The organism is Mycetocola sp. Y442, assembly GCF_056898615.1.
In genome coordinates this window covers 343,094-363,258 of record NZ_JBXHBV010000002.1, presented here as the reverse complement: position 1 = coordinate 363,258, position 20,165 = coordinate 343,094, and the positions used below count along the sequence as shown (strand labels likewise).

Sequence of the window (20,165 nt, the reverse complement as noted above, 5' to 3'; positions counted from 1 at the left end):
GCGAGAGTGCCGGGACCCTGACCGTAACCGCGGCGGGACGGCGGGTTATTCCCAGCGTCGGCAATAATATCGAATCGATTCGATCGGGGGAAACCCTTGACGGCGGCGGGTCCGGAATTTATCGTCACGAACCGACACAAGAAGCCCCAGCGTGAGCGGGCCCTTGCGGTCAGGCGGTCCGGGCTGCGAGCCGGGCGGGGTCCTCGATGAGGGGCTCGAAGGCAAGCTGCGCTGCGCCAATCAGCAGCAGGTCCGGGCCCAGTTGCGCGCGCACGATCCTGACCGATTCGTAGGAGGCGGCCAGGGTCTGTTCAGCGACGAGTGCTTCGAGCAGGTCGGGGTCGAACGCGTGCAGCGACGCCAGGAAACCACCGAGCACGACGAGCTCCGGGTTGAGCACATTGATCGCGTTGCGGAGCGCGATGCTCAGGATGCCGAGCTGGCGCACGGCTTCGGTGCGCAGCTCGGGCGACGTCGATGAGAAGAGCGCTTCCTCGAATTGAGCTGGGTCCGCCGACCGCAACTCGAGGAGTTCGAGCAGACGGGCGCGGTTGACCTCGTCCTCGAGTGCGCCACCCGTTGACGGCTGGCCCGGACCATCCGGCGCCGTGACGAGGTTGTGCCCGAACTCCCCCGCGTATCCGCCGACACCGCGAAGTGGCGCGCCGTTCACGATGACACCGCCACCGATGCCCGAGGCGCCACCGTTGAGGTAGATCAGGTCGTCCACTCCGCGGCCAGCACCGAAGGTGTGCTCCGCCAGCGCGCCGAGGCTCGCATCGTTGGCTGCTCGCGAGACGTACCCCGTGGCATCCGACAGCAACGACGCGACCGGCTCGTCGACCCAGCCGAGGTGAGGGGCAAGCCGAACGACGCCGTCTCCGGACCTGACGAGGCCGGGGACGGCAACACCGACCCCTGCGACGACGGCGTCCGCTGGCAGGCGCGACCGCAGTTCGGCGATGAGGCCGGCGGTCACGCGCACCGTCTCGTCAACACCGAGCGGCGCGTCGATTTCGTGGCGGATCCGCTCAACGACGGCACCGTTCATCCGCACGACACCGATGCTGATGGCATCCTGCTCGGGGTTGACGGCGAAAGCAACACAATCGGGGTGCGGGCGAACGACGGGCGACGGGCGCCCGACGCCACGATTGACGTCCGGCTCAGCCTCGACGACCAGCCGCAGTGCGGTGAGCTCCGTGACGAGTGCGGCAACGGTCGACCGGTTGAGCCCCGTCTCGCGGGTGAGCGTCGACCGCGAGAGCGCGCCCTCCCGATGAACGAGTCCAAGGATTCGCGACAGGTTGTACCGACGGACGGTATCGAGGTTGGTGCCGCGATTATTCACTGTCAGCTCAGGATTCTGTGGCTCCTGCCACGTTCTGCGTACGAGAGCGCGCTGTCGGGAGCGAGCGTCCGAGGTGTCATTCCTTCATCGAACGATACCAACGTCGTGGAATCGCCGGACGCCTGGTCCCCATAGTCGGGAAAATGACCACGCTTCGCGCCATCCGGCGTCGCGGGCGCTCACAGATCGGCCTGTCGTTCGTTCGCGGTCACCACCTCGCCGCCTGCCCGGCGAGCGCGGAAGGGAGCATCCGCATCGCTTGTCACCGTGAGGGCGTCGCCGCTCGCGGTGACGGTGAGAGTGACGGATGTTCCATCCAGCGGGTTCTGGACGTCGACAGTCGTCGTTCCGGTGAAGCCCGGATACACGGTGACGAGTGCGTCGTTCGTGTAGTCGTAGTCCGGCCGGTCGGAGCGGGATCCGGTGACGAGCACGGCACCGCCGCGCACCCAGAGCGGAATGCTGTCGAACGCGTGGGTCTCCCGACGCCATTCCGGCCCTTCGACGGTTTCGCCGGTGAGGTAGTTCGTCCAGGTTCCGGCCGGCAGGTAGTACTGGACGTCACCGGCCTCGCTGAACACCGGCGCGACGAGCAGGTCTGGTCCGAGCAGGTACTGCCGGTCGAGGTAGTCAACGGCGGGATCGCCGTCGAACTCGAGCTGCATCGGCCGCATGAACGGTGTGCCGGTGCGGTGCGCCTCAAGACCGACCGAATACAGGTACGGCATGAGTTCGAGCTTGAGTTTCGTGAACCTGCGGGTCACATCGACGGCGCTCTGCCCCTCGGCCTCGGTGCCGTCGTCGAACAGCCACGGCACCCGGTAGCTCGTGGAGCCGTGCAGGCGGGAGTGGCTCGACATCAGGCCGAACGCGACCCAGCGCTTGAAGACAGCGGCGTCAGGCATTCCTTCGAACCCGCCGATGTCGTGGCTCCAGTAGCCGAACCCGCTGAACGCCAGCGACAGACCGCCGCGCAGCGTCTCAGCCATCGACTCGAAACTCGACGAGTTATCTCCGCCCCAGTGCACGGGTTGCTGCTGGCCGCCAACGGTTGCCGACCGCGCGAACAACACGGCGTCGCCCTGTCCGCGGTACTCCTCGAGTACCTCGAACACCGCTTTGTTGTAAAGCTGGGTGTACCAGTTGTGCATGACGTCGGGTGAGCTGCCGTCGTGCCACACCACATCCGTTGGAATGCGCTCGCCGAAGTCGGTTTTGATTGCGTCGACGCCCTGTTCGAACAGGCGACGCAACTTGGTTTGGAACCAGGCCGTGGCATCCGGGTTGGTGAAGTCAACGAGGCCCATTCCGGCCTGCCACATGTCCCACTGCCAGACGTCGCCGTTGGGCTTCTTGACCAGATAACCGGCGTCGCGGGCTTCGGCAAAGATCGCCGCGCGCTGGCCGATGTATGGGTTGATCCAGGCCGAGACGTGGAGGTTCTTGTCGTGGAGACGCCCGAGCATGCCCTCCGGGTCGGGGAAGACCCGGGGGTCCCACTCGAAGTCGGTCCAGTTGAACTCGCGCATCCAGAAGCAGTCGAAGTGGAAGACGCTGAGCGGCAGGTCGCGCTCGGCCATTCCGTCGATGAAGCTCGACACCGTTGCCTCGTCGTACTGCGTGGTGAACGAGGTGCTCAGCCAGAGCCCGTACGACCAGGCGGGCACCCGTGCGGGGCGGCCGGTGAGGCGGGTATACCGCTCGAGTACCTCTTTCTGGGTGGGTCCGTAGATGACGAAGTACTCGAGGGCGTCGCCCGCAACCGAGAACTGCACCTCTTCGACACTCTCGGTTCCGACCTCGAACGAGACGTGCTCGGGGTGGTTGACGAGCACGCCATAGCCGCGGTTGGTGAGGTAGAACGGGACGTTCTTGTAGGACTGCTCGCTCGAGGTTCCGCCGTCGGCATTCCAGATGTCGATGGTCTGGCCGTTCTTGACCAGCGGGCCGAAGCGCTCGCCGAGTCCGTAAACAAGTTCGCCGACGCCGAGCGACAGTCGACCGTGGAGGTATTCGGATGCCGGTGCGAGTCCGGTGGTCGTGACGCCGGAGACTCCGGCGGGTTCCGTGGTGACCGGCGCGTCGGTCGCGAGGGTGAGGTGTCCAATCGACTTGTGGCCGCTCGAAGTGAGCGTGCGTCCGTTCGCCTCGAAGCTCAGGTTCCACGGTGCACCCTGTGCGATGCGGGCGGTGAGCGGCCCGGCAGTCAGTGAGCCACCGGCATCCGTCGTCTCGATAACCACCTCAGGATCGGTCGCTCCGACGAGCTCGAAACCGGGCCCTGTTGCGGCCCCCGTGTTCTTTTCGATGCGAACGCGGACGATGCCGTCGAGGGGCGAGGACAGGGTCACGCTCAAAACCGCGCGGTTGAGAACATCACCGCGACGCTCGATCACCTTCGTCGGGGCTGTGATGCGGATGGCATCGCCATCGGCGTCGATGTCGTACGCCTCTGCGGCGTAGAGGGCGGAGACGCCGGGTCGGGTGTGCCAGAATCCGTCGGTGAATTTCATAACTACTTGACTGCTCCTGCGGTGATGCCTCTGGTGAGGGTGCGTTGGAAGATGAGGAAGAAGATGAGTGTCGGCAGCAGGCCGAGGAGCGCCGAGGCGCTCGTCGTGGTGACGTCCATCAAGCGGTCCCCCTGCAGGACGGCGATGGAGACGGGAACCGTCTGCGCTGCGTTCGACACGAGGAAGGTGAGCGGGATGAGGAACTCGTTCCAGGTCCAGATGAAGAAGAAGATGAGGAGCACGCTCAGTGTCGGGCGTGAAATAGGAAAGACAACTCTCCACAGAATCGTCCACCTGCTCGCACCGTCGATCGCTGCCGCCTCGAGGATCTCCTTCGGAAAAGTGCCGTAAACGGATGCCAGGAGGTACGTTCCAAACGCACTCTGGATCACCACGAAAATGATGATGACCGCCCACTGGTTGTCGTAGAGACCGACCGACTTGAACATGAAGTAGAGCGGGTAGAGCAGCACTTCCTGCGGCAACATGTTGGCGAGGAGCACAACGAGCACGATCCAGGTGCGGCCCTTGACCCGGCCGATACCGAGCGCGTACGCGTTCAGCATCGAGATCCCGACCGCGAGAATGGCGACAACAGACGAGATGAAGAAGCTGTTCCAGAGCTTCTCGGGGAAGTTCACGCGCTCCCAGAAGTTGACTATGCCGTCGACGTACAGCTCGGTAGGCAACGACAACGGGCCGGTTGCGGTGTAGTCGGCGGGCGATTTAAACGAGTTGATCAGGATCAGGAAGAACGGGACGGCGATGAGGAGCCCGAGGGCGATTGCAACGGCGAGGATGAGCCAGTCGGACGGCGTCTTGCGAGTCATCCCACCGCGTGGTTTCACGGGTTTCTTCGGCAGCAGGGTCTCCTGCGGGATCAGTGTTGTCGACATCAGCGTTCCTCGTCTTTACGCTCGAGCCGGGTCTGCGCGATGATGAAAACAATCGAGACGGCGGCGATGACAATGGTGAGGGCCGTGGCGATGGTTGCGCCGTATCCGACCTGCTGGGACTGGAAGAACTCGCTGTATGCGTAGTACGCCGGAACGATCGTCGATGTGCCGGGGCCACCACCGGTGAGCGCGTAGATCGGGCCGAAGACTTTGAGGGCCGCGATGGTGCAGGTCAGGGTGACAACGAAGATCTCGGGCCGGATGATGCTGACGGTGATGGCCTTGAACCGCTGGAACCAGTTCGCGCCATCCAGTTCTGCCGCTTCATAGAGTTCAGGGTCGACGCGCTGCAACGCGGCCATGAAGATGACGATGGGGTAGCCGAGCTGCACCCAGATCATGATGACCATGATGCTGGGAAGCGCTGTACTCGGGTCGCCGAGCCAGTTGGAGGCGAGGTTTCCGAGCCCGATGCCCTCGAGCACCTGGTTCAGCGCCCCGTTCTGTGGGCGAAGGATCCACCCGATCACGATCGCTGCGATCACGCCGGGGAGGATCTGCGGGAGGTAGTAGGTGGCACGGAGGAAGCTGGCGAGCTTTCCACCGAACTTCTTGCCGATGAGGTCAAAGAGCATGGCGGCGAGCACAAGACCGAGCAGCGTCGGCACGATCACCATGGCGAGAATCATCGCAATGGAGTTGCCGAACGAGGTCCAGAAGGTTCCATCGCCGGCGAGCTTGATCCAGTTGTCGAGGCCCGTCCACTCCGGTGGGCGGATGCCGCGGTAGTCGGTGAAGGTGAGGTAAACGTTCCAGACCAGCGGAACGAGGATGATCACGGTGAGAAGCACGAGCCCTGGGATGAGGTACGGCCAGAATGCGGTCGATCTACTCCCCGGGATCAGGCTTGGCGACGTGCGTTTCGTCCTGGCACGTGCGGGGGCATCGATCGATGCTGTCGCCATGCTGTGTCCTTTCGTGCTGGTTGTGGCAGGGGCCGGGGTCACCGGCCCCTGCCGGAGGGTGTTGCTGTTAGCCGATGATGTCGTCCACACCGGACTGGTAGTTCTCACCGAGTTCGGTCTGAACGTCCTTCGGCGACTTCGATCCGTTGACCAGTTCCTGCAGGCCGGCGTTGAGTTCGTCGTAGAACGTCGCGGTGGGCCAGTCAGGGTAGTAGGCGATGCCGTCTTGCTCGGTCAGCGTGTTGAAGTGGCCGATGAGCTCCTGGCTCTTCGGGTCGGTGATGTCAGCCGTGTCGGCGGCGACAGGGATACCACCGTTGTTACCGATGAGCGCCTGGATTTCCGGGCGCATGGTGATGTCGATGAACTCGTACGCGAGCTCCTTGTTCTTTGCGTTCTCCGGAACAGACCACATGTTGCCTGCGGAGCCCGGGGAGAAGTCAGCCTCGGGGAAGAGGAATGTTCCCCACTCAAAGCCATCGGCCTCCGCGGTGAATCTGCTGTGCCACCAGCTGCCGGAGACGAAGATCGGGTGGGTGCCGTTGATGAATGCCGTACCGGCGTCCTCGGCCTTGAGCCCGGTCGAATCCTTCGAGATATATCCGGATTCGGTCCAGTCAGCGATCGTCTCGGTTGCGTACGAAATTTCTTCGCCCTGCCAGTCGACCTCACCCGTGTAGAGCTGGTAGTCGTCGATCCACGACCGATCGGCCTTGGTCAGAGCAAGCTGGTACCAGAGCTGACCGAGTGGGTACTCCGCAGCGGCCTCGGCGAGGGGTGTGACGCCCTTGTCGACAAAGGACTGCATGACGGTTTCGAGTTCGGCGACCGTTGTGGGCACCTCGAGGCCGTTCGCTGCGAACATGTCCTTGTTGTAATACACCTCGACGAATTCGCCATAGTTCGGAACCCCGTACCACGAGCCGGAGCCCATGATGCCGTCTTCGTCGTAGCGTGCTGTGGTCTGGAGCGAAGGGGCGAGCATGTCGTCCCAGCCGAACTCCTCAACCGCGTCATCGAGCGGAGAGAGCAGCCCCTGGCTTGACAGTAGACCGGCCGTGGCGTTTCCCTTGTTGTACTCGAGCACGTCGGGTGCCTCGTCGGAATTGAGCACCTGGCTAGCGGTCGAACGAATCTGCTCGAAGCTCTTCGCTTCGAACTCGACGGTGGCGCCGGTCTCCTCTTCAAAGACTTTGATCGCTTCTTCCCACGCGATGCCCATCGCGCTGGTGTCGCTCTCGAAGTGCCAGAGCTTCAGGGTGTTTGAATCCTCTTCTGTGGCGCCTGCGGAACAACCGCTGAGCAGCAGCGCACTCATCCCGAGGGCTGCGATGCCACTCAGATATTTCTTGTCGATTTTCACGGGGTACTACCTCCTTGTAGAGCGGGCTCGGCCCGCGGGATTCTGGTGCAGGGTAGAAACTGTCGAAACGTTTCGATAGACGTTGCTCGAACGGTCCTTTCGTGTGGGCCTAAGGGGATCTTCGGGGTGACGTTGAGCCGAGTTCGACATAGGTCGGCTCGATGAGCTCCACGTGGGGATCCACATCGCCAGCGAGCTGCGCCATGGTGAGGGCGATCGCGCGGGTGCACGATTTGTCGGCAGGCAGTGGGATGACGTCGAGGGGCGGGTTGAGGTGGTCCGTGTCGAAGGTCGAGCACGCTGAAATAATCGACAGGTCCGCGGGAACACGGATGCCCCGCTGCCGCAGAATCTCAAGCACCATCGACTGCACAGGTTCGTTGCAGTGCATGACGAGGGCGGTCATCCGTGGAAGAGCGGCGCTGATCCGGTCGAAGGCAGCGGCGACACTCGCGGAATCTTCCTCGGTGGGGGCAAACGTGACGTGCGCGCCGAGCCGTTCGCCCGCCCGAGCGAACGAGCTTCGGAACCGCGGAGGAAAGTTCGACCCGCGCTTGTAGACGAGAGGCGCCTGGCCGAGCAGACCGATGTCGGTATGGCCCAGTTCGACGAGACGCTCGACGCTCATTTCAGCCGCACGCTCGAAGTCCAGGTCAACGCAGGTGAGGCCATGAGTGTCAGCTGGCACGCCAATAACCGTCGCTGGCAGTCCCAGCGAACGCACCAGGTCGGTGCGCGGGTCTTCGTTCGACACGTCCAGGAGGATGATGCCGTCAACGAGAGAGCTCTGGGCGACGCGGGTGATGCCGCTCACGGCCTCGTCCTGGGTGAGCAGAAGCACGTCGTAGTCGTGCTCCCGCGCGGCCGTCGCCACCGAGAGCACGAACGTCATGTGCGCCGGCGCGTAGGTCCCCGCGTGGAGGGGGGCGCTCACCGCCAGGATGTTGGTGCGCGAGCCCTTGAGCATCCGAGCACCGGCGTGAGGCAGGTAGTCCAGCTGACGGACCGCATCGTCGATACGTCGACGGGTGGAATCCGCAATCGATCGCTTGCCACTCAGCGCATAGGAGACGGTCGAAATCGACACACCGGCGACACGAGCGACGTCGTGGATGGTGGCCATAGCGGACTCCGTTGTCTGAGGGACATACACAAGAAGGCGAAACGTTTCGACTACTTCGACGCTTAGCCTAAATCAGCGATTCAACTCACGCAAGAGATATGTGGCGTTTGCCCACAAATCGGCTTCGAACGCCCCTGTTCCTCCCCTGCTGTTCGGGCGACTCGCTAGTCTTGATCCGCTTCCAGCCCCACTCGAGAGGTCCAACGATGTACGTCGACATGCCCGCGTCCGAACTCCCCGATTACCGCAGCAGCCAGGTCGACCCTGACGACTTCGATGAGTTCTGGGACGCAACGCTGACGACCTCGCGTGCCGCGGCATCCGCTGTTCGCATTGAACCGGTGGAATCCGGCTTGACCACGATCGATGTCTTCGACGTGACCTTCTCCGGGTGGAACGGCCAGCCGGTCAGGGCATGGCTGCGGATGCCGAAGGGTGCGACGGGTCCGCTGCCCGCGATCGTGCAGTTCGTCGGCTACGGCGGCGGCCGCGGCCACTACCTCGAGAACCTGCTCTTCGCCTCATCGGGCTTTGTCCACTTCCAGATGGACACCCGCGGACAGGGCAGCGGCTGGTCGCTCGGCGACACACCCGACCCCGACGGCACCGGCCCGCAGATCCCCGGTGTGATGACGCGCGGAATCGACAGCCGCGAAACGTATTACTACCGGCGGCTGTTCACGGATGCCGTCCGCGCCGTCGAGACGGTGCGCGAGCTGACCGAGGTCGACCCGTCGCGCGTCTCCGTCTTTGGCGGCAGCCAGGGCGGTGGCATCGCACTCGCGGTCGCCGGTCTCGTGCAGGGACTCGCGGCCGTTGCCCCGTGCGTGCCGTTCCTCTGCGACTTTCCCCGCGCGACGGTGATGACCGATGCCTACCCGTACAAGGAGATCCGCGACTATCTGGCGGTGCACCGGTCGAAGGTCGAGGCTGTCGCAGAGGTGCTCCGCTACTTCGACGGCGTCAACTTCGCGAAGCGAGCGACGGCACCCGCCCTGTTCTCGGCGGCCCTGATGGACGCCACCTGCCCGCCGTCGACGGTCCACGGCGCGTACAACGTGTACGGCGGCGAGCGGTCGATGTCGCTGTGGCAGTACAACGGGCACGAGGGCGGCGGCATCATCGATGAGCAGCGCGCGCTCGAGTTCTTCCGCGGAATCGTCGGCAACGCCTGAGTCGGCGCTGCTGAGCCGGGCTGTCGACGCGAGAGCATCACTTCCGGTCGAAACCATCCCGCGCACCTGATGCGCTGGACCGGAACTGATGTTTTCGTCGCAGCACCCGCAAGCGGTGCCGGATGCTGCGGCACGGGCAACCCGGACGGCGCACAGGCTGGCTCACGCCCGAGCCGGCGCTGCCGAGCCGGGCCGTCGACGCGAGAGCATCACTTCCGGTCCAAACCATCCCGCGCACCTGATGCGCTGGACCGGAACTGATGTTTTCGCCGCAGCACCCCCGCCGGGCGAGTGTCAGCCGCGGTGAGCGCCAGCGCTGCCGCGCACGAACCCGGCGGGATCGTCGAGCAGGCCAGCGAACGCGAGTTCTGCGGCACCGACCAGGAGCAGCCGTGAGCCGAGGCTGGCGCGCTCGATCTGCACGGTGTGCCCGACGCTCGACATCGAACGGATGCTGACGGCATCCACGAGTCGTTCCCGACCGACGGAGAGCAGCGAACCGAGAAAGCCGCCGAGGATCACCATCTCGGGATCGAACATGTTCACGAAGTTCGAGATCGCCTCCGACAGGAGGTCGAGCTGCCGCTGCACCTCGACGAGGACAGCGGGGTCGCGGGAGACCCCGAGGGCAATGTCGAGCTCGTCCACGTCGGCGCGCGGCAAGCCGAGCACCGCAAGAAGGCGGGACATGCTGACCTCGGTCTCGAGGCATCCGATACGGCCGCAGTGGCAACGCGACCCGACGCTGTTGACGAGTGTGTGCCCGAGCTCACCGGCGTAACCGCTCGTGCCGCGGAGCGGTGCCCCGCCGATGATGAGTCCGCCGCCGATGCCCGACGCGCTTCCGTTGAGGTACACGAGATCGTCGATGTTCTGGGCGACGCCGAAGAGACTCTCGGCGATCGCGCCGAGGCTTGCATCGTTGCCGGCGTGAACCGGATAGCCCAGTGCCTTCTGCAGCGCCGTGGCGACTGCAGCGTCGCGCCAGCCCAGGTGCGGCGCGACGAGGACCCGGCCGTCGGTCACGTTCACGAGGCCGGGCACGGCGACCCCGACTCCGGCGATGCGGTAGTTTCTGTCGATCTCGCCGCGCATTCCGTCGACGATGGCGCGAACGGCGTTGACCGTCTCGTGCACGCTCGCAATCCGCGTCGTATCGAAGCGGATGCGACGGATCACTTCGCCGCCAAGCCCGACGAGCCCGACGGTGACCGCGTCGATCTCGGGAGTGACCGCGATGGCCGCAATTCCGGGGTTGGGGAACACCTGCAGGCTCGGCCGGCCGACCCGGCCGATGGCGCTCTCCGGTTCACCCTCGAAAACCATGCCGAGGTCGCTGAGTTCTGCGACGAGGGCAGCGATCGTCGACCGATTGAGCCCGGTGCGCCTCGTCAGCTCGGCGCGGGAGCAGCCGCCGGCGTGGTGAAGCATCGTCATGACCATCGAGAGGTTGTAGCGCCGGAGCTGGTCGTTGCTCGTGCCGCCGCGGATACCGAGGGTGGATGGCGCGATGCTCACCACTCGTCACCACCCCTCGGTATTCTCGCTGCGCGGCGCCGCGCAGCGTCAGTTGCCGCCGGAGCGTCGCTTGTTGAAGATGTCGAACGCGACGGCGAGCAGGAGCACAAGCCCCTTGATGGTCTGCTGCCATGCGGCGTCAACGGAGAGGATCGACAACCCCATGTTGAGCACACCCATGACAAGGCCGCCGATGACAGCCCCGACAACAGTACCAACGCCGCCCTGAACCGCAGCGCCACCGATGAACACCGCTGCGATCGCGTCGAGTTCGTAGTTTCCACCGGCGGATGCCACTGCGCCGCCCGCGCGCGCCGTTGACACGACGCCCGCGAGTCCGGCAAGCACACCCATGTTGACGAAGATGAAGAAGTTGACCCACTTGGTCTTCACCCCACTCATGACCGCGGCGAACAGGTTGCCACCCATCGCGTACACGTGGCGGCCGAACACTGTGCGGTTGAGCACGAAGGTGTAGAGCAGAATCAGCACGGCCAGAATAATGAGGATGATCGGCGTTCCGCTGTAACCGGACAGCAGCCAGGCGAACCAGAGAATGGCGACGGCGGCGATTCCGGTCTTGATCCACATCGACGCGATCGGCTCACGCGGCAGGTCGAGTTTTTTGAGCACGGCACGACTGCGAAGTTGCTGGATGATCAGGGCAGCAGCGGTCAGGATGCCGAGGGCCAGCGTGAGCACGTCGCGTCCGCCGATCTCGCCGAGGAATCCCGGCAGCCATCCACCACCGATCGCGAGGTACTCCCGTGGAAGGCCCGAGATCGTGCCACCGGTGAGGAGGACGAGGGTGAGTCCGCGGAAGATGAGCATCCCGGCAAGGGTGACGATGAACGCCGGGATTCCGACGAAGGCCACCCAGAACCCCTGCCACGCCCCGACGGCGGCACCCACTCCGATCGCGAGGATGACGGACAGCCACCACGGCAGTCCCCACGTATTCATACTGATTGCGGCGACGGCGCCGACCATGGCGACCACCGAACCGACGGAGAGGTCGATGTGTCCAGCGATGATCACGATGACCATGCCGATCGCCAGGATGAGAACGTAGGCGTTCTGCTGGATCAGGTTGTTGACGTTTCCCGGCAGCAGAAGTCGCCCGTCGGTCAGGATCTGGAACAGGATGACGATGATCGCGAGGGCGGCCAGAATGCCGTACTGGCGCAGGTTGATCGAGAGCTTGGGGACGCGACGCCTGGGCGGTGCGGCCGGCTCGGTTGGTGTGGTCGTTGTTGTCGTGCTCATCGGGACTCAGTCCTTTCCCGCGGTCATGTAGTGCATGAGTTGCTCCTGGGACGCGTCCTCGCGGGCCACCTCTCCCGTAAGCTTGCCTTCGGAGATGGCGTAGATCCGGTCGGCGAGGCCGAGTAGCTCCGGCAGCTCCGACGAGATCACGACGACGGCCTTACCCTGGGCGGCGAGCTCGTTGATGATGCCGTAGATCTCGTATTTGGCGCCGACGTCGATTCCGCGCGTCGGTTCGTCGAGGATGAGGACGTCCGGGCCGGTGAAGATCCACTTCGACAGCACGACCTTCTGCTGGTTTCCTCCCGACAACTTGCCGGTGATCGACGACACACTCGGCGCCTTGATGTTCATCTTCTGCCGGTACGAGTCCGCGACCTTGTATTCGCGGTTGCGGTCGATCACGCCGAACCTGGCGAGCTTGCCCAGGGCGGCAGCGGACACGTTCACCGCGATGTCACCGATCAGGTTGAGGCCGTACCGCTTGCGGTCCTCGGTCGCATAGGCGAAGCCCTGGGAGATCGCTTCGTCGACCGTGCGCAGCTGGATCTCTTTCCCGTTCTTGAAGACGGTCCCGGAGATGTTGGTGCCGTATGACCGGCCGAACAGGCTCATCGCGAGTTCGGTGCGGCCAGCACCCATCAGGCCGGCGAAACCGACGATCTCGCCGGCGCGGACGGTGAACGAGGCACCGTCGACGACCTTCCTGCTGGTGTCCACCGGGTGGTGCACCGTCCAGTTCTCGACCCTCAGCACCTCCTCCCCGATCCGCGGCTCGCGCGGCGGGAACAGGCTGCTGAGATCTCGACCCACCATCGAGCGGATGATTCGTGCCTCGGTGGCATCCGGCCCCGCCATGTCAATGGTCTCGATCGTCTTGCCGTCGCGCAGGACCGTCACCGTGTCGGCGACGCGCTTAATCTCCTTGAGCTTGTGGGAGATGATGATGCACGTGATGCCCTGGCCGCGGAGCTGCTCGATCAGGCCGAGCAGGTGGGCGCTGTCTTCGTCGTTGAGAGCGGCGGTTGGCTCATCCAGGATGAGCAGCTTAACCCGCTTGGACAGCGCCTTGGCGATCTCGACGAGTTGCTGCTTCCCGACTCCGAGCTCGAGGATCTTCGTTGCCGGATTATCACTCAGTCCGACGCGGGCGAGCAGCAGCGCGGCTTCCCGGTTGGTCTTGTTCCAGTCGATCACGCCCCGCTTCTGGTTCTCGTTGCCGAGGAAGATGTTCTCCGCGATCGACAGGTATGGGCTGAGCGCCAGTTCCTGGTGAATGATGACGATGCCGTCGTGTTCGCTGTCATTGATCGATCGGTAGGCGACTTTCCTGCCCTCGAACTCGATGTCGCCGTCGAAACTGCCGGCCGGATAGACGCCGGACAGCACCTTCATGAGCGTCGACTTTCCCGCCCCGTTCTCGCCACAGATACCGTGGACCTCGCCGCGGCGGACGTCGATGGACACCCCGTCGAGCGCTTTGACCCCGTTGAAGTCCTTGACGATGTCGTTCATCTTGAGAATGGTCGTGCCCGCCATAGCCGCCCTCCGTTCCTTTCTCACTGCCGCGCCCCCGGCATCCGGATTCACTGCACAGTGCGGATGCCCCGTCGGGGCCTGGTCTTCACGCCGGTGCGACCGGCCCCACCGGGATGGCGGAGCCGGTCGCGCTCGCGGTGCGGGTCAGAGCCCGACGTCCTCCGCCTTCACGAAGCCGGAGTCGACGAGCTTGGACTGCACGTCCTCCTCGACGACGACCTCTGGCTCAAGCAGGAACGAGGGAACGACCTTCTCGCCGTTGTCGTAGGTCTCCTCATCGTTGACCTCGACCTCGTCGCCCGCGATGATCTGTTCGACCATGGTGAAGACGCGGTCACCGAGCGTGCGAGTGTCCTTCCACACGGTCATCGACTGTTCTCCGTCGAGGATGGCCTTGACGTTGGCTTTATCGGCGTCCTGACCGGTGATGAGCGGGTAGTCCTCACCTGGCACGTATCCCGCCGACCGCAGCGAGGCGATGATGCCGATCGCGAGGCTGTCGTTCGGGGACAGGACAACGTCGACCTTCTCGTCACCGGAGTAGAACGACGACAGGCGGTTGTCCATCTCGGACTGCGCCCGGTCAGACAGCCAGCCCTGGATACCGATCGACGCCCACTCCTCGTTCGAGGCCGGAGCGTTGCCCGACGGAACAACGAGCTGTCCGCTCTCCACGTATGGCAGCAGCACGTCCCACGCGCCGGAGAAGAAGAACTTCGCGTTGTTGTCGTCAGGGCTGCCGGCGAACGGTTCGAGGTTGAAGGGACCTGCGCCACTGGCGAGGTCGAGCTGCTCTTCGATGAACTGGCCCTGGAGCTGGCCGACCTGGTAGTTGTCGAAGGTCGCGTAGTAGTCGACGTTCTCGGTGCCGTTGATCAGCCGGTCGTACGCGATGATCGTGGCATCCTGCCCCTTGGCCTCTTCGAGCACCGGCGCGAGCACCTCGCCGTCGATGGCGGCGATCACGAGGATCTTGGCGCCACTGGCGATCTGATTCTGGATCTGGCTGATCTGCTGGTCTGTTTTGTTGTCTGCGTATTGCAGGTCGACGGTGCAGTCGGCTTCTTCGAGCGCCTCCTGCAACTGCTCACCATCATTGATCCAGCGTTCGAGGCTGCGGGTGGGCATCGAGATACCCACGTTGCAGTCGCCGCCACCGTCGGCAGCGCCTCCGCCCCCGCCGCCGCCGGTGTCGTTTGAACATGCTGCGAGCGACAGGACTACCGCGCCTGTTGCCGCGACCGCGAGAATTTTACGGGTCATGGACATGTGGTTGCTTTCCTCTCTGAATGCTTCCGGTTCTGCCAGCGCGCCGGGCAAAACGGGCGGCAGTTACCTCGTCGTGCCTGCGCCGCTGCATGATGCTGCGACGGCCCACGACCTTTGTTGACGGAGAGAACATAACCCAGTCCCGGCAGCCCGTCCAGCGTTTTCTGAGAAATTCTCGACCGGCCATGGCGGCCCCGGCGAGCGTTCGGATCCGCACGCAGGGGGTCGACCATGTGCCGAATGTGGAATATGTTTTGGGCTGAAACTTTTCACCCGGATGCCGTCGACCGGCTGGCCAAACGGCATCCGTTGTGTAATATGTTTCTACATCCAACAAATCATCAACGATGCTGAATGGGAGCACCACATGAGCCTCACCCCCACCCGCGACGACAAATTCTCCTTCGGCCTCTGGACCGTCGGCTACAACGGCGCCGACCCCTTTGGCGGACCGACCCGCGCGCCGCTCGACGTCGTGCACGCCGTTGAGAAGCTCTCCGAACTCGGCGCATACGGCCTGACGTTCCACGACGACGACCTGTTCGCATTCGGTTCGACCGACGCTGAGCGCCAGACGCAGATCGACCGCCTCAAGAAGGCCCTCGCAGACACCGGCCTCATCGTGCCGATGGTCACCACCAACCTCTTCTCAGCCCCCGTCTTCAAGGACGGCGGCTTCACCTCGAACGACCGCAACGTGCGCAGGTTCGCCCTCCGCAAGGTGCTGCGCAACATCGACCTCGCTGCTGAGCTCGGTGCAAAGACCTTCGTCATGTGGGGCGGCCGCGAGGGCGCTGAGTACGACGCAGCGAAGGACATCCGCGGCGCTCTCGAGCGGTACCGCGAGGCCGTCAACCTGCTCGGCGACTACGTCACCGACAAGGGTTACGACATCCGTTTCGCCATCGAGCCGAAGCCGAACGAGCCGCGCGGCGACATCCTGCTGCCGACCCTCGGTCACGCCATCGCGTTCATCAACACCCTCGAGCGCCCCGAACTCGTCGGCGTGAACCCCGAGGTTGGGCACGAGCAGATGGCCGGCCTCAACTTCACCGCCGGGATCGCGCAGGCGCTGGATGCCGGCAAGCTGTACCACATCGACCTCAACGGCCAGCGGGGCATCAAGTACGACCAGGACCTCGTCTTCGGTCACGGCGACCTGCAGAACGCCTTCTCGCTCGTCGACCTCCTCGAAAACGGTGGCCCGAACGGCGGACCGGCCTACGACGGCCCCCGCCACTTCGACTACAAGCCGAGCCGCACCGAGGATGAGACCGGCGTCTGGGACTCAGCAGCGGCCAACATGCGCACCTACCTCCTGCTCAAGGAGCGGGCCGCGGCGTTCCGCGCCGACCCCGAGGTCCAGGAAGCACTCGCTGCTTCTCGCGTGACCGAGCTCAGCGACACCACGCTGAACCCGGGCGAGAGCTACGACGACCTGCTCGCAGACCGCAGTGCATTCGAGGACTTCAACGCCGACGAGTACTTCAACGGCAAGGGCTTCGGCTTCGTTCGCCTGCAGCAGCTCGCACTCGAGCACCTGCTGAACGCACGATAAAAAACCGCGGGGCGCGGATGCCGCGGCACTGTACGTTTCGTACCGGGCCGCGGCATCCGATCCCCCTCACGACCGAGTGGCGGACTCCGACGCATTGGCGAGCACCAGGCGTCGGGGTCCGCGCTCTTTACACGGCATAGCTCCCACCGAAAGGCACCCCCATGACCCTCGTCGCCGGCGTCGACTCCTCGACCCAGAGCTGCAAGATTGTGATCACGGATGCCGATACCGGCGAGATCGTGCGCTCCGGCCGCGCACCGCATCCGTCAGGGACAGAGGTGGCGCCATCGGCGTGGTGGGACGCGCTAAACACGGCGATCGTCGAGGCAGGTGGACTCGACGATGTCGCGGCGATTTCGGTCGGCGGGCAGCAGCACGGCATGGTGGTCCTCGATGAGGACGGCCGGGTCATCCGCGACGCACTGCTCTGGAACGACACCCGCAGCGCCGCCGCCGCGCGGGACCTCATCGCCGAGGTGGGCGCCGACGTGTATGCATCGCGAATCGGCGTCGTCCCCGTCGCGTCGTTCACGGCGACCAAGCTGCGTTGGCTGCGAGACGCCGAACCGGAGAATGCGGCCCGCGTCGCCGCCGTCGCACTCCCCCATGACTGGCTGACCTGGCGTCTCCGCGGGTTCGGTCCTGTCGACGAGTCCGAGCTCGGCCCGGTGCTCGAGGAGCTGACGACCGATCGATCCGACGCCTCAGGAACCGCATACTGGTCGGCGGTCACCGGCGAATACGAACTCGACTTCTTCGAACGCGCACTCGGCCACTCCGCGATCCTGCCGCGGGTTCTCGGGCCTGGCGAACAAGCCGGGCTGATGACAAACGGCACCCTCGTCGGACCAGGCGCCGGTGACAACGCAGGCGCCGCACTCGGGCTTGGCGCGGCATCCGGCGACGTCGTCGTCTCGATCGGCACGAGCGGTACCGTCTTCGCCGTCACCGAAACGCCGGCAACGGATGCCACGGGCACCGTCGCCGGATTCGCGGACGCCTCCGGACTGTTCCTGCCGCTGATCGCGACTCTCAATGCCGCGCGCATCCTCGACGCGATCGCGGGCCTGCTCGGCGTGAGCCACGATGAGCTGGGCGAACTCGCCCTGTCGGCTGAGCCCGGTGCGAACGGTCTCGTGCTTCAGCCGTACTTCGAGGGCGAGCGCACGCCCAACCGTCCCGACGCCACCGCGACCCTGTTCGGCATGACCCTCGGGTCGACCACGCGCCCCAACCTGGCGCGTGCGGCGATCGAGGGCCTGCTGTGCGGACTCGCCGACGGGCTCGACGCTGTGCGGGCGCAGGGCGTCGTCGCGGAGCGCATCCTCATCGTCGGTGGGGCCGCTCAGAACCCGGCCGTTCAGCAGATCGCCGCGCAGGTCTTCGACGTTCCCGTCGTCATCCCCCGGCCGGGTGAGTACGTCGCGGCGGGCGCTGCGGCACAGGCCGCATGGGCGCTGACCGGCGAGCGTCCGGACTGGCCGCTGTCGATCACGGCCGAGCCGCCGGTCGACTTCCGCCCGGTGATCCGCGAGCAGTACCGCGCGCACTGAGCGCGGTCGGCGGGCACGCTTCCGCGCGCACGCTTCCCTTCCAGTTGCGCGATTACGTCGAAAGAGGGCGCTATTCCCTGTAATCGCGCAACTGGAACGGCGGCCACGTCGGGCAGGCGCTCTTCATCTGACGCAAAAGCACGGAGGGTGCGATCCCTCCGTGCGTTTGCGACCACCGAACGGATGCCGTCACGGTGACGTGACCGTGGGCATCCGTTCGGGTGATGTGTCTACTTCATGGTCCCCTGGCTGACGGATCCCTGCAGCTGGCGCTGGAAGATCACGTAGGCGATGAGCACGGGCACGATGGTGATGACAACGGCGGCGAACAGCGCGCCGAAGTCGACGGCGTAACCCGCTGACGACGCGAACGACGCCATACCCTGCGAGAGAACGTAGTTGTTCTTGTCGGTATTCAACGCCACGGGCAGCAGGAACTGGTTCCACAGGCCGAGGAAGTTGAAGATCGCGACGGATGCCATCCCTGGTTTCGCCATCGGCAGCATCACCTGGAAGAAGGTACGCCACTCCCCCGCACCGTCGATTGCCGCGGCTTCTGCGATCTCATCCGGCAGCCCCTTGAAGAAGGAGTACAGGAAGAACACCGTGAACGGCAGCGCGAATGCCACGTAGGTGAGGATGAGGCCGGGAAGCGTGTTGAGCAGCCCGATGTTGCGGAGTACGAAGAACAACGGAACGATCGCCAGGAACACCGGGAAGGTGAGTCCCGCGAGCATCAGGTAGTAGATGGCCCTGCTTCCGAAGAACCTGTACCGGGCGAGCACGTACGCGCACATCGCGCCGAGGACCATGACGATGACGAGCGCGAACCCGACGACGATCACCGTGTTGAGGAAGTAATTACCGATGCCCTCTCGCGTCCAGGCGGAGACGTAGTTGTTGAAGTTCCAGTCGGCGGGGAGCGAGAACGGCGAGGCGAAGATCTCCTTCGTCGTCTTGAAGCTCGTCATGAGCGTCCACAGCAGCGGCAGAATGACGATGAGCGACCAGACGACGAGCGCGGTGTGGGAGAGAACCCCGACGGCTTTGTCTCCCGGTGTATTCACCGGTTTGCGCGAGAATCCCGGTGAACGGTCGGGGCGCGATACGCCCCGTGTGGTGATGGCTTCGGTTGTCATGCGCGGCCCCTCTCTTCCTTGCCGCCGGTGATGCGGTTGACCGTGAAGACCAGTGCCGCAAAAATCAGGGTCACGATCGCGAGCACAACACCCATGGCACTCGCCTGCCCGAACTCGCCCTTGACGAACGCCGTCCGAAACAGCTGCTGGCTCATCACGAGCGTCGAGTTGTTGGGACCGCCGCCGGGGTTGAGCGCCTGCATGTAGACGAAGGCGTCGAGCGCCATGATTCCGAGATAGATGTACGCGGTCTGGATGTTGTCACGAATGAGCGGGATCGTGATCGAGAAGGCCGTGCGCATGCGCCCCGCCCCATCGATCCTGGCCGCCTCATACGTTTCCGCCGGCACGCCCTTGATCGCCGCGACGAAGAGCACCATGTAGAAACCGACGAAGCCCCACACGATCACGAAGATCGTTGCGCCCATCGCGGTTCGCTCATCGCCGAGCCACGCGAACGACTCGAACATGTCGAGACCGACGAGTCCGAGGAGCCCGTTGAGCAGGCCAGCCGGGTTGTAGATCTGACCCCAGAGGATGCCGGTGACGATGGCGGGGATCACGTACGGGAAGAAGGAGACGACCCGGTAGAAGCTCGAGTTCCGCAGGCCGCGGATGGGACCGTGGCTTGGTCCACCGACGGTGACCATGGTGGCGAGCGCGAGCGCGAGCACGATGGTGACGAGCGGAACGACGATGGCGAGCAGAACGTTGTTGCCGAGCGCCGTGAGGAAGATGTCGTCGCTCAGCAGCCGGAGGTAGTTGTTGATCCCGACGATGTTCATCTCGGGACTGAACCCCGACCAGTCGGTGAGGGAGTAATACACCGCCTGGACAAATGGCCAGATCACGAAGATCACGAAGATTGCGAGGGGCAACCCGAGGAAGACCACCATGAACGACACGTAGTCGAAGGTGGCCTTCCTCTTCCGCGGCC

15 protein-coding genes are annotated in these 20,165 nt (G+C 64.5%); 3 read left to right on the top strand and 12 right to left on the bottom strand.

Annotated elements, in window-relative coordinates; genetic code table 11:
* Nucleotides 1-169: 169 nt before the first annotated feature.
* From AC1X6S_RS08405 to AC1X6S_RS08380, 6 genes are all read right to left on the bottom strand, one after another.
* Nucleotides 170-1,351 carry an ROK family transcriptional regulator gene (locus AC1X6S_RS08405; protein WP_483405301.1) on the bottom strand — a complete coding sequence of 394 codons (1,182 nt, stop codon included), beginning with the start codon at nt 1,349-1,351 and terminating at the stop codon, nt 170-172.
* Between the two features lie 179 nt (nt 1,352-1,530).
* Nucleotides 1,531-3,864, bottom strand: a complete 2,334-nt coding sequence (yicI, locus tag AC1X6S_RS08400) for an alpha-xylosidase (protein WP_483405300.1) — start codon at nt 3,862-3,864, stop codon at nt 1,531-1,533.
* A gap of 2 nt (nt 3,865-3,866) precedes the next feature.
* Entirely contained in the window at nt 3,867-4,760 is an 894-nt protein-coding gene (locus AC1X6S_RS08395) for a carbohydrate ABC transporter permease (protein ID WP_483405299.1), read from the bottom strand.
* Nucleotides 4,760-5,725 (bottom strand): carbohydrate ABC transporter permease, encoded by a 966-nt coding sequence (locus tag AC1X6S_RS08390; RefSeq protein WP_483405298.1) that lies wholly within the window; start codon nt 5,723-5,725, stop codon nt 4,760-4,762. The genes AC1X6S_RS08395 and AC1X6S_RS08390 overlap by 1 nt, the downstream gene beginning before the upstream one ends.
* A 67-nt stretch (nt 5,726-5,792) precedes the next feature.
* Entirely contained in the window at nt 5,793-7,043 is a 1,251-nt protein-coding gene (locus tag AC1X6S_RS08385; RefSeq protein ID WP_483405888.1) for an ABC transporter substrate-binding protein, read from the bottom strand.
* A gap of 154 nt (nt 7,044-7,197) precedes the next feature.
* The gene (locus tag AC1X6S_RS08380; RefSeq protein ID WP_483405297.1) at nt 7,198-8,211 is read right to left on the bottom strand and encodes a LacI family DNA-binding transcriptional regulator; all 1,014 of its coding nucleotides are present in this window, start codon (nt 8,209-8,211) and stop codon (nt 7,198-7,200) included.
* A gap of 218 nt (nt 8,212-8,429) precedes the next feature.
* On the opposite strand from AC1X6S_RS08380, the gene AC1X6S_RS08375 reads away from it, so the two are divergent.
* A complete protein-coding gene (locus AC1X6S_RS08375; protein ID WP_483405296.1) occupies nt 8,430-9,386 on the top strand; it encodes an acetylxylan esterase in 957 nt (318 codons plus the stop codon).
* Between the two features lie 294 nt (nt 9,387-9,680).
* Here the strand turns inward: AC1X6S_RS08375 and AC1X6S_RS08370 are convergent, their stop codons facing one another.
* From AC1X6S_RS08370 to chvE, 4 genes are all read right to left on the bottom strand, one after another.
* Entirely contained in the window at nt 9,681-10,904 is a 1,224-nt protein-coding gene (locus AC1X6S_RS08370; protein ID WP_483405295.1) for an ROK family protein, read from the bottom strand.
* 48 nt (nt 10,905-10,952) lie between these two features.
* Entirely contained in the window at nt 10,953-12,170 is a 1,218-nt protein-coding gene (gene mmsB, locus AC1X6S_RS08365) for a multiple monosaccharide ABC transporter permease (protein ID WP_483405294.1), read from the bottom strand.
* A gap of 6 nt (nt 12,171-12,176) precedes the next feature.
* Nucleotides 12,177-13,709, bottom strand: a complete 1,533-nt coding sequence (mmsA, locus tag AC1X6S_RS08360; RefSeq protein ID WP_483405293.1) for a multiple monosaccharide ABC transporter ATP-binding protein — start codon at nt 13,707-13,709, stop codon at nt 12,177-12,179.
* A 144-nt stretch (nt 13,710-13,853) separates the two neighbouring features.
* The gene (chvE, locus tag AC1X6S_RS08355) at nt 13,854-14,978 is read right to left on the bottom strand and encodes a multiple monosaccharide ABC transporter substrate-binding protein (protein WP_483405292.1); all 1,125 of its coding nucleotides are present in this window, start codon (nt 14,976-14,978) and stop codon (nt 13,854-13,856) included.
* Between the two features lie 367 nt (nt 14,979-15,345).
* Here chvE and xylA point away from each other — a divergent pair, with 367 nt between their 5' ends.
* Together xylA and xylB are read left to right on the top strand one after the other, a co-directional pair.
* Nucleotides 15,346-16,536, top strand: a complete 1,191-nt coding sequence (xylA, locus tag AC1X6S_RS08350) for a xylose isomerase (RefSeq protein ID WP_483405291.1) — start codon at nt 15,346-15,348, stop codon at nt 16,534-16,536.
* Between the two features lie 161 nt (nt 16,537-16,697).
* Entirely contained in the window at nt 16,698-18,089 is a 1,392-nt protein-coding gene (xylB, locus tag AC1X6S_RS08345; RefSeq protein WP_483405290.1) for a xylulokinase, read from the top strand.
* A 230-nt stretch (nt 18,090-18,319) separates the two neighbouring features.
* Here the strand turns inward: xylB and AC1X6S_RS08340 are convergent, their stop codons facing one another.
* Both AC1X6S_RS08340 and AC1X6S_RS08335 read right to left on the bottom strand, forming a co-directional pair.
* A complete protein-coding gene (locus AC1X6S_RS08340) occupies nt 18,320-19,228 on the bottom strand; it encodes a carbohydrate ABC transporter permease (protein WP_483405289.1) in 909 nt (302 codons plus the stop codon).
* A complete protein-coding gene (locus AC1X6S_RS08335) occupies nt 19,225-20,124 on the bottom strand; it encodes a carbohydrate ABC transporter permease (protein WP_483405887.1) in 900 nt (299 codons plus the stop codon). Before AC1X6S_RS08335 ends, AC1X6S_RS08340 begins: the two co-directional genes overlap by 4 nt.
* Between the last annotated feature and the right edge of the window lie 41 nt (nt 20,125-20,165).

Excerpts from the sequence above, each read along its gene's own strand:
- AC1X6S_RS08385 (WP_483405888.1), bottom strand. The coding sequence starts at position 7,043 with ATGAGTGCGCTGCTGCTCAGCGGTTGTTCCGCAGGCGCCACAGAAGAG.
- AC1X6S_RS08390 (WP_483405298.1), bottom strand. The coding sequence starts at position 5,725 with ATGGCGACAGCATCGATCGATGCCCCCGCACGTGCCAGGACGAAACGC.
- AC1X6S_RS08380 (WP_483405297.1), bottom strand. The coding sequence starts at position 8,211 with ATGGCCACCATCCACGACGTCGCTCGTGTCGCCGGTGTGTCGATTTCG.
- AC1X6S_RS08375 (WP_483405296.1), top strand. The coding sequence starts at position 8,430 with ATGCCCGCGTCCGAACTCCCCGATTACCGCAGCAGCCAGGTCGACCCT.
- AC1X6S_RS08340 (WP_483405289.1), bottom strand. The coding sequence starts at position 19,228 with ATGACAACCGAAGCCATCACCACACGGGGCGTATCGCGCCCCGACCGT.
- AC1X6S_RS08335 (WP_483405887.1), bottom strand. The coding sequence starts at position 20,124 with ATGGTGGTCTTCCTCGGGTTGCCCCTCGCAATCTTCGTGATCTTCGTG.
- xylA (WP_483405291.1), top strand. The coding sequence starts at position 15,346 with ATGAGCCTCACCCCCACCCGCGACGACAAATTCTCCTTCGGCCTCTGG.
- xylB (WP_483405290.1), top strand. The coding sequence starts at position 16,698 with ATGACCCTCGTCGCCGGCGTCGACTCCTCGACCCAGAGCTGCAAGATT.
- mmsB (WP_483405294.1), bottom strand. The coding sequence starts at position 12,170 with ATGAGCACGACAACAACGACCACACCAACCGAGCCGGCCGCACCGCCC.
- chvE (WP_483405292.1), bottom strand. The coding sequence starts at position 14,978 with ATGTCCATGACCCGTAAAATTCTCGCGGTCGCGGCAACAGGCGCGGTA.
- yicI (WP_483405300.1), bottom strand. The coding sequence starts at position 3,864 with ATGAAATTCACCGACGGATTCTGGCACACCCGACCCGGCGTCTCCGCC.
- mmsA (WP_483405293.1), bottom strand. The coding sequence starts at position 13,709 with ATGGCGGGCACGACCATTCTCAAGATGAACGACATCGTCAAGGACTTC.
- AC1X6S_RS08395 (WP_483405299.1), bottom strand. The coding sequence starts at position 4,760 with ATGTCGACAACACTGATCCCGCAGGAGACCCTGCTGCCGAAGAAACCC.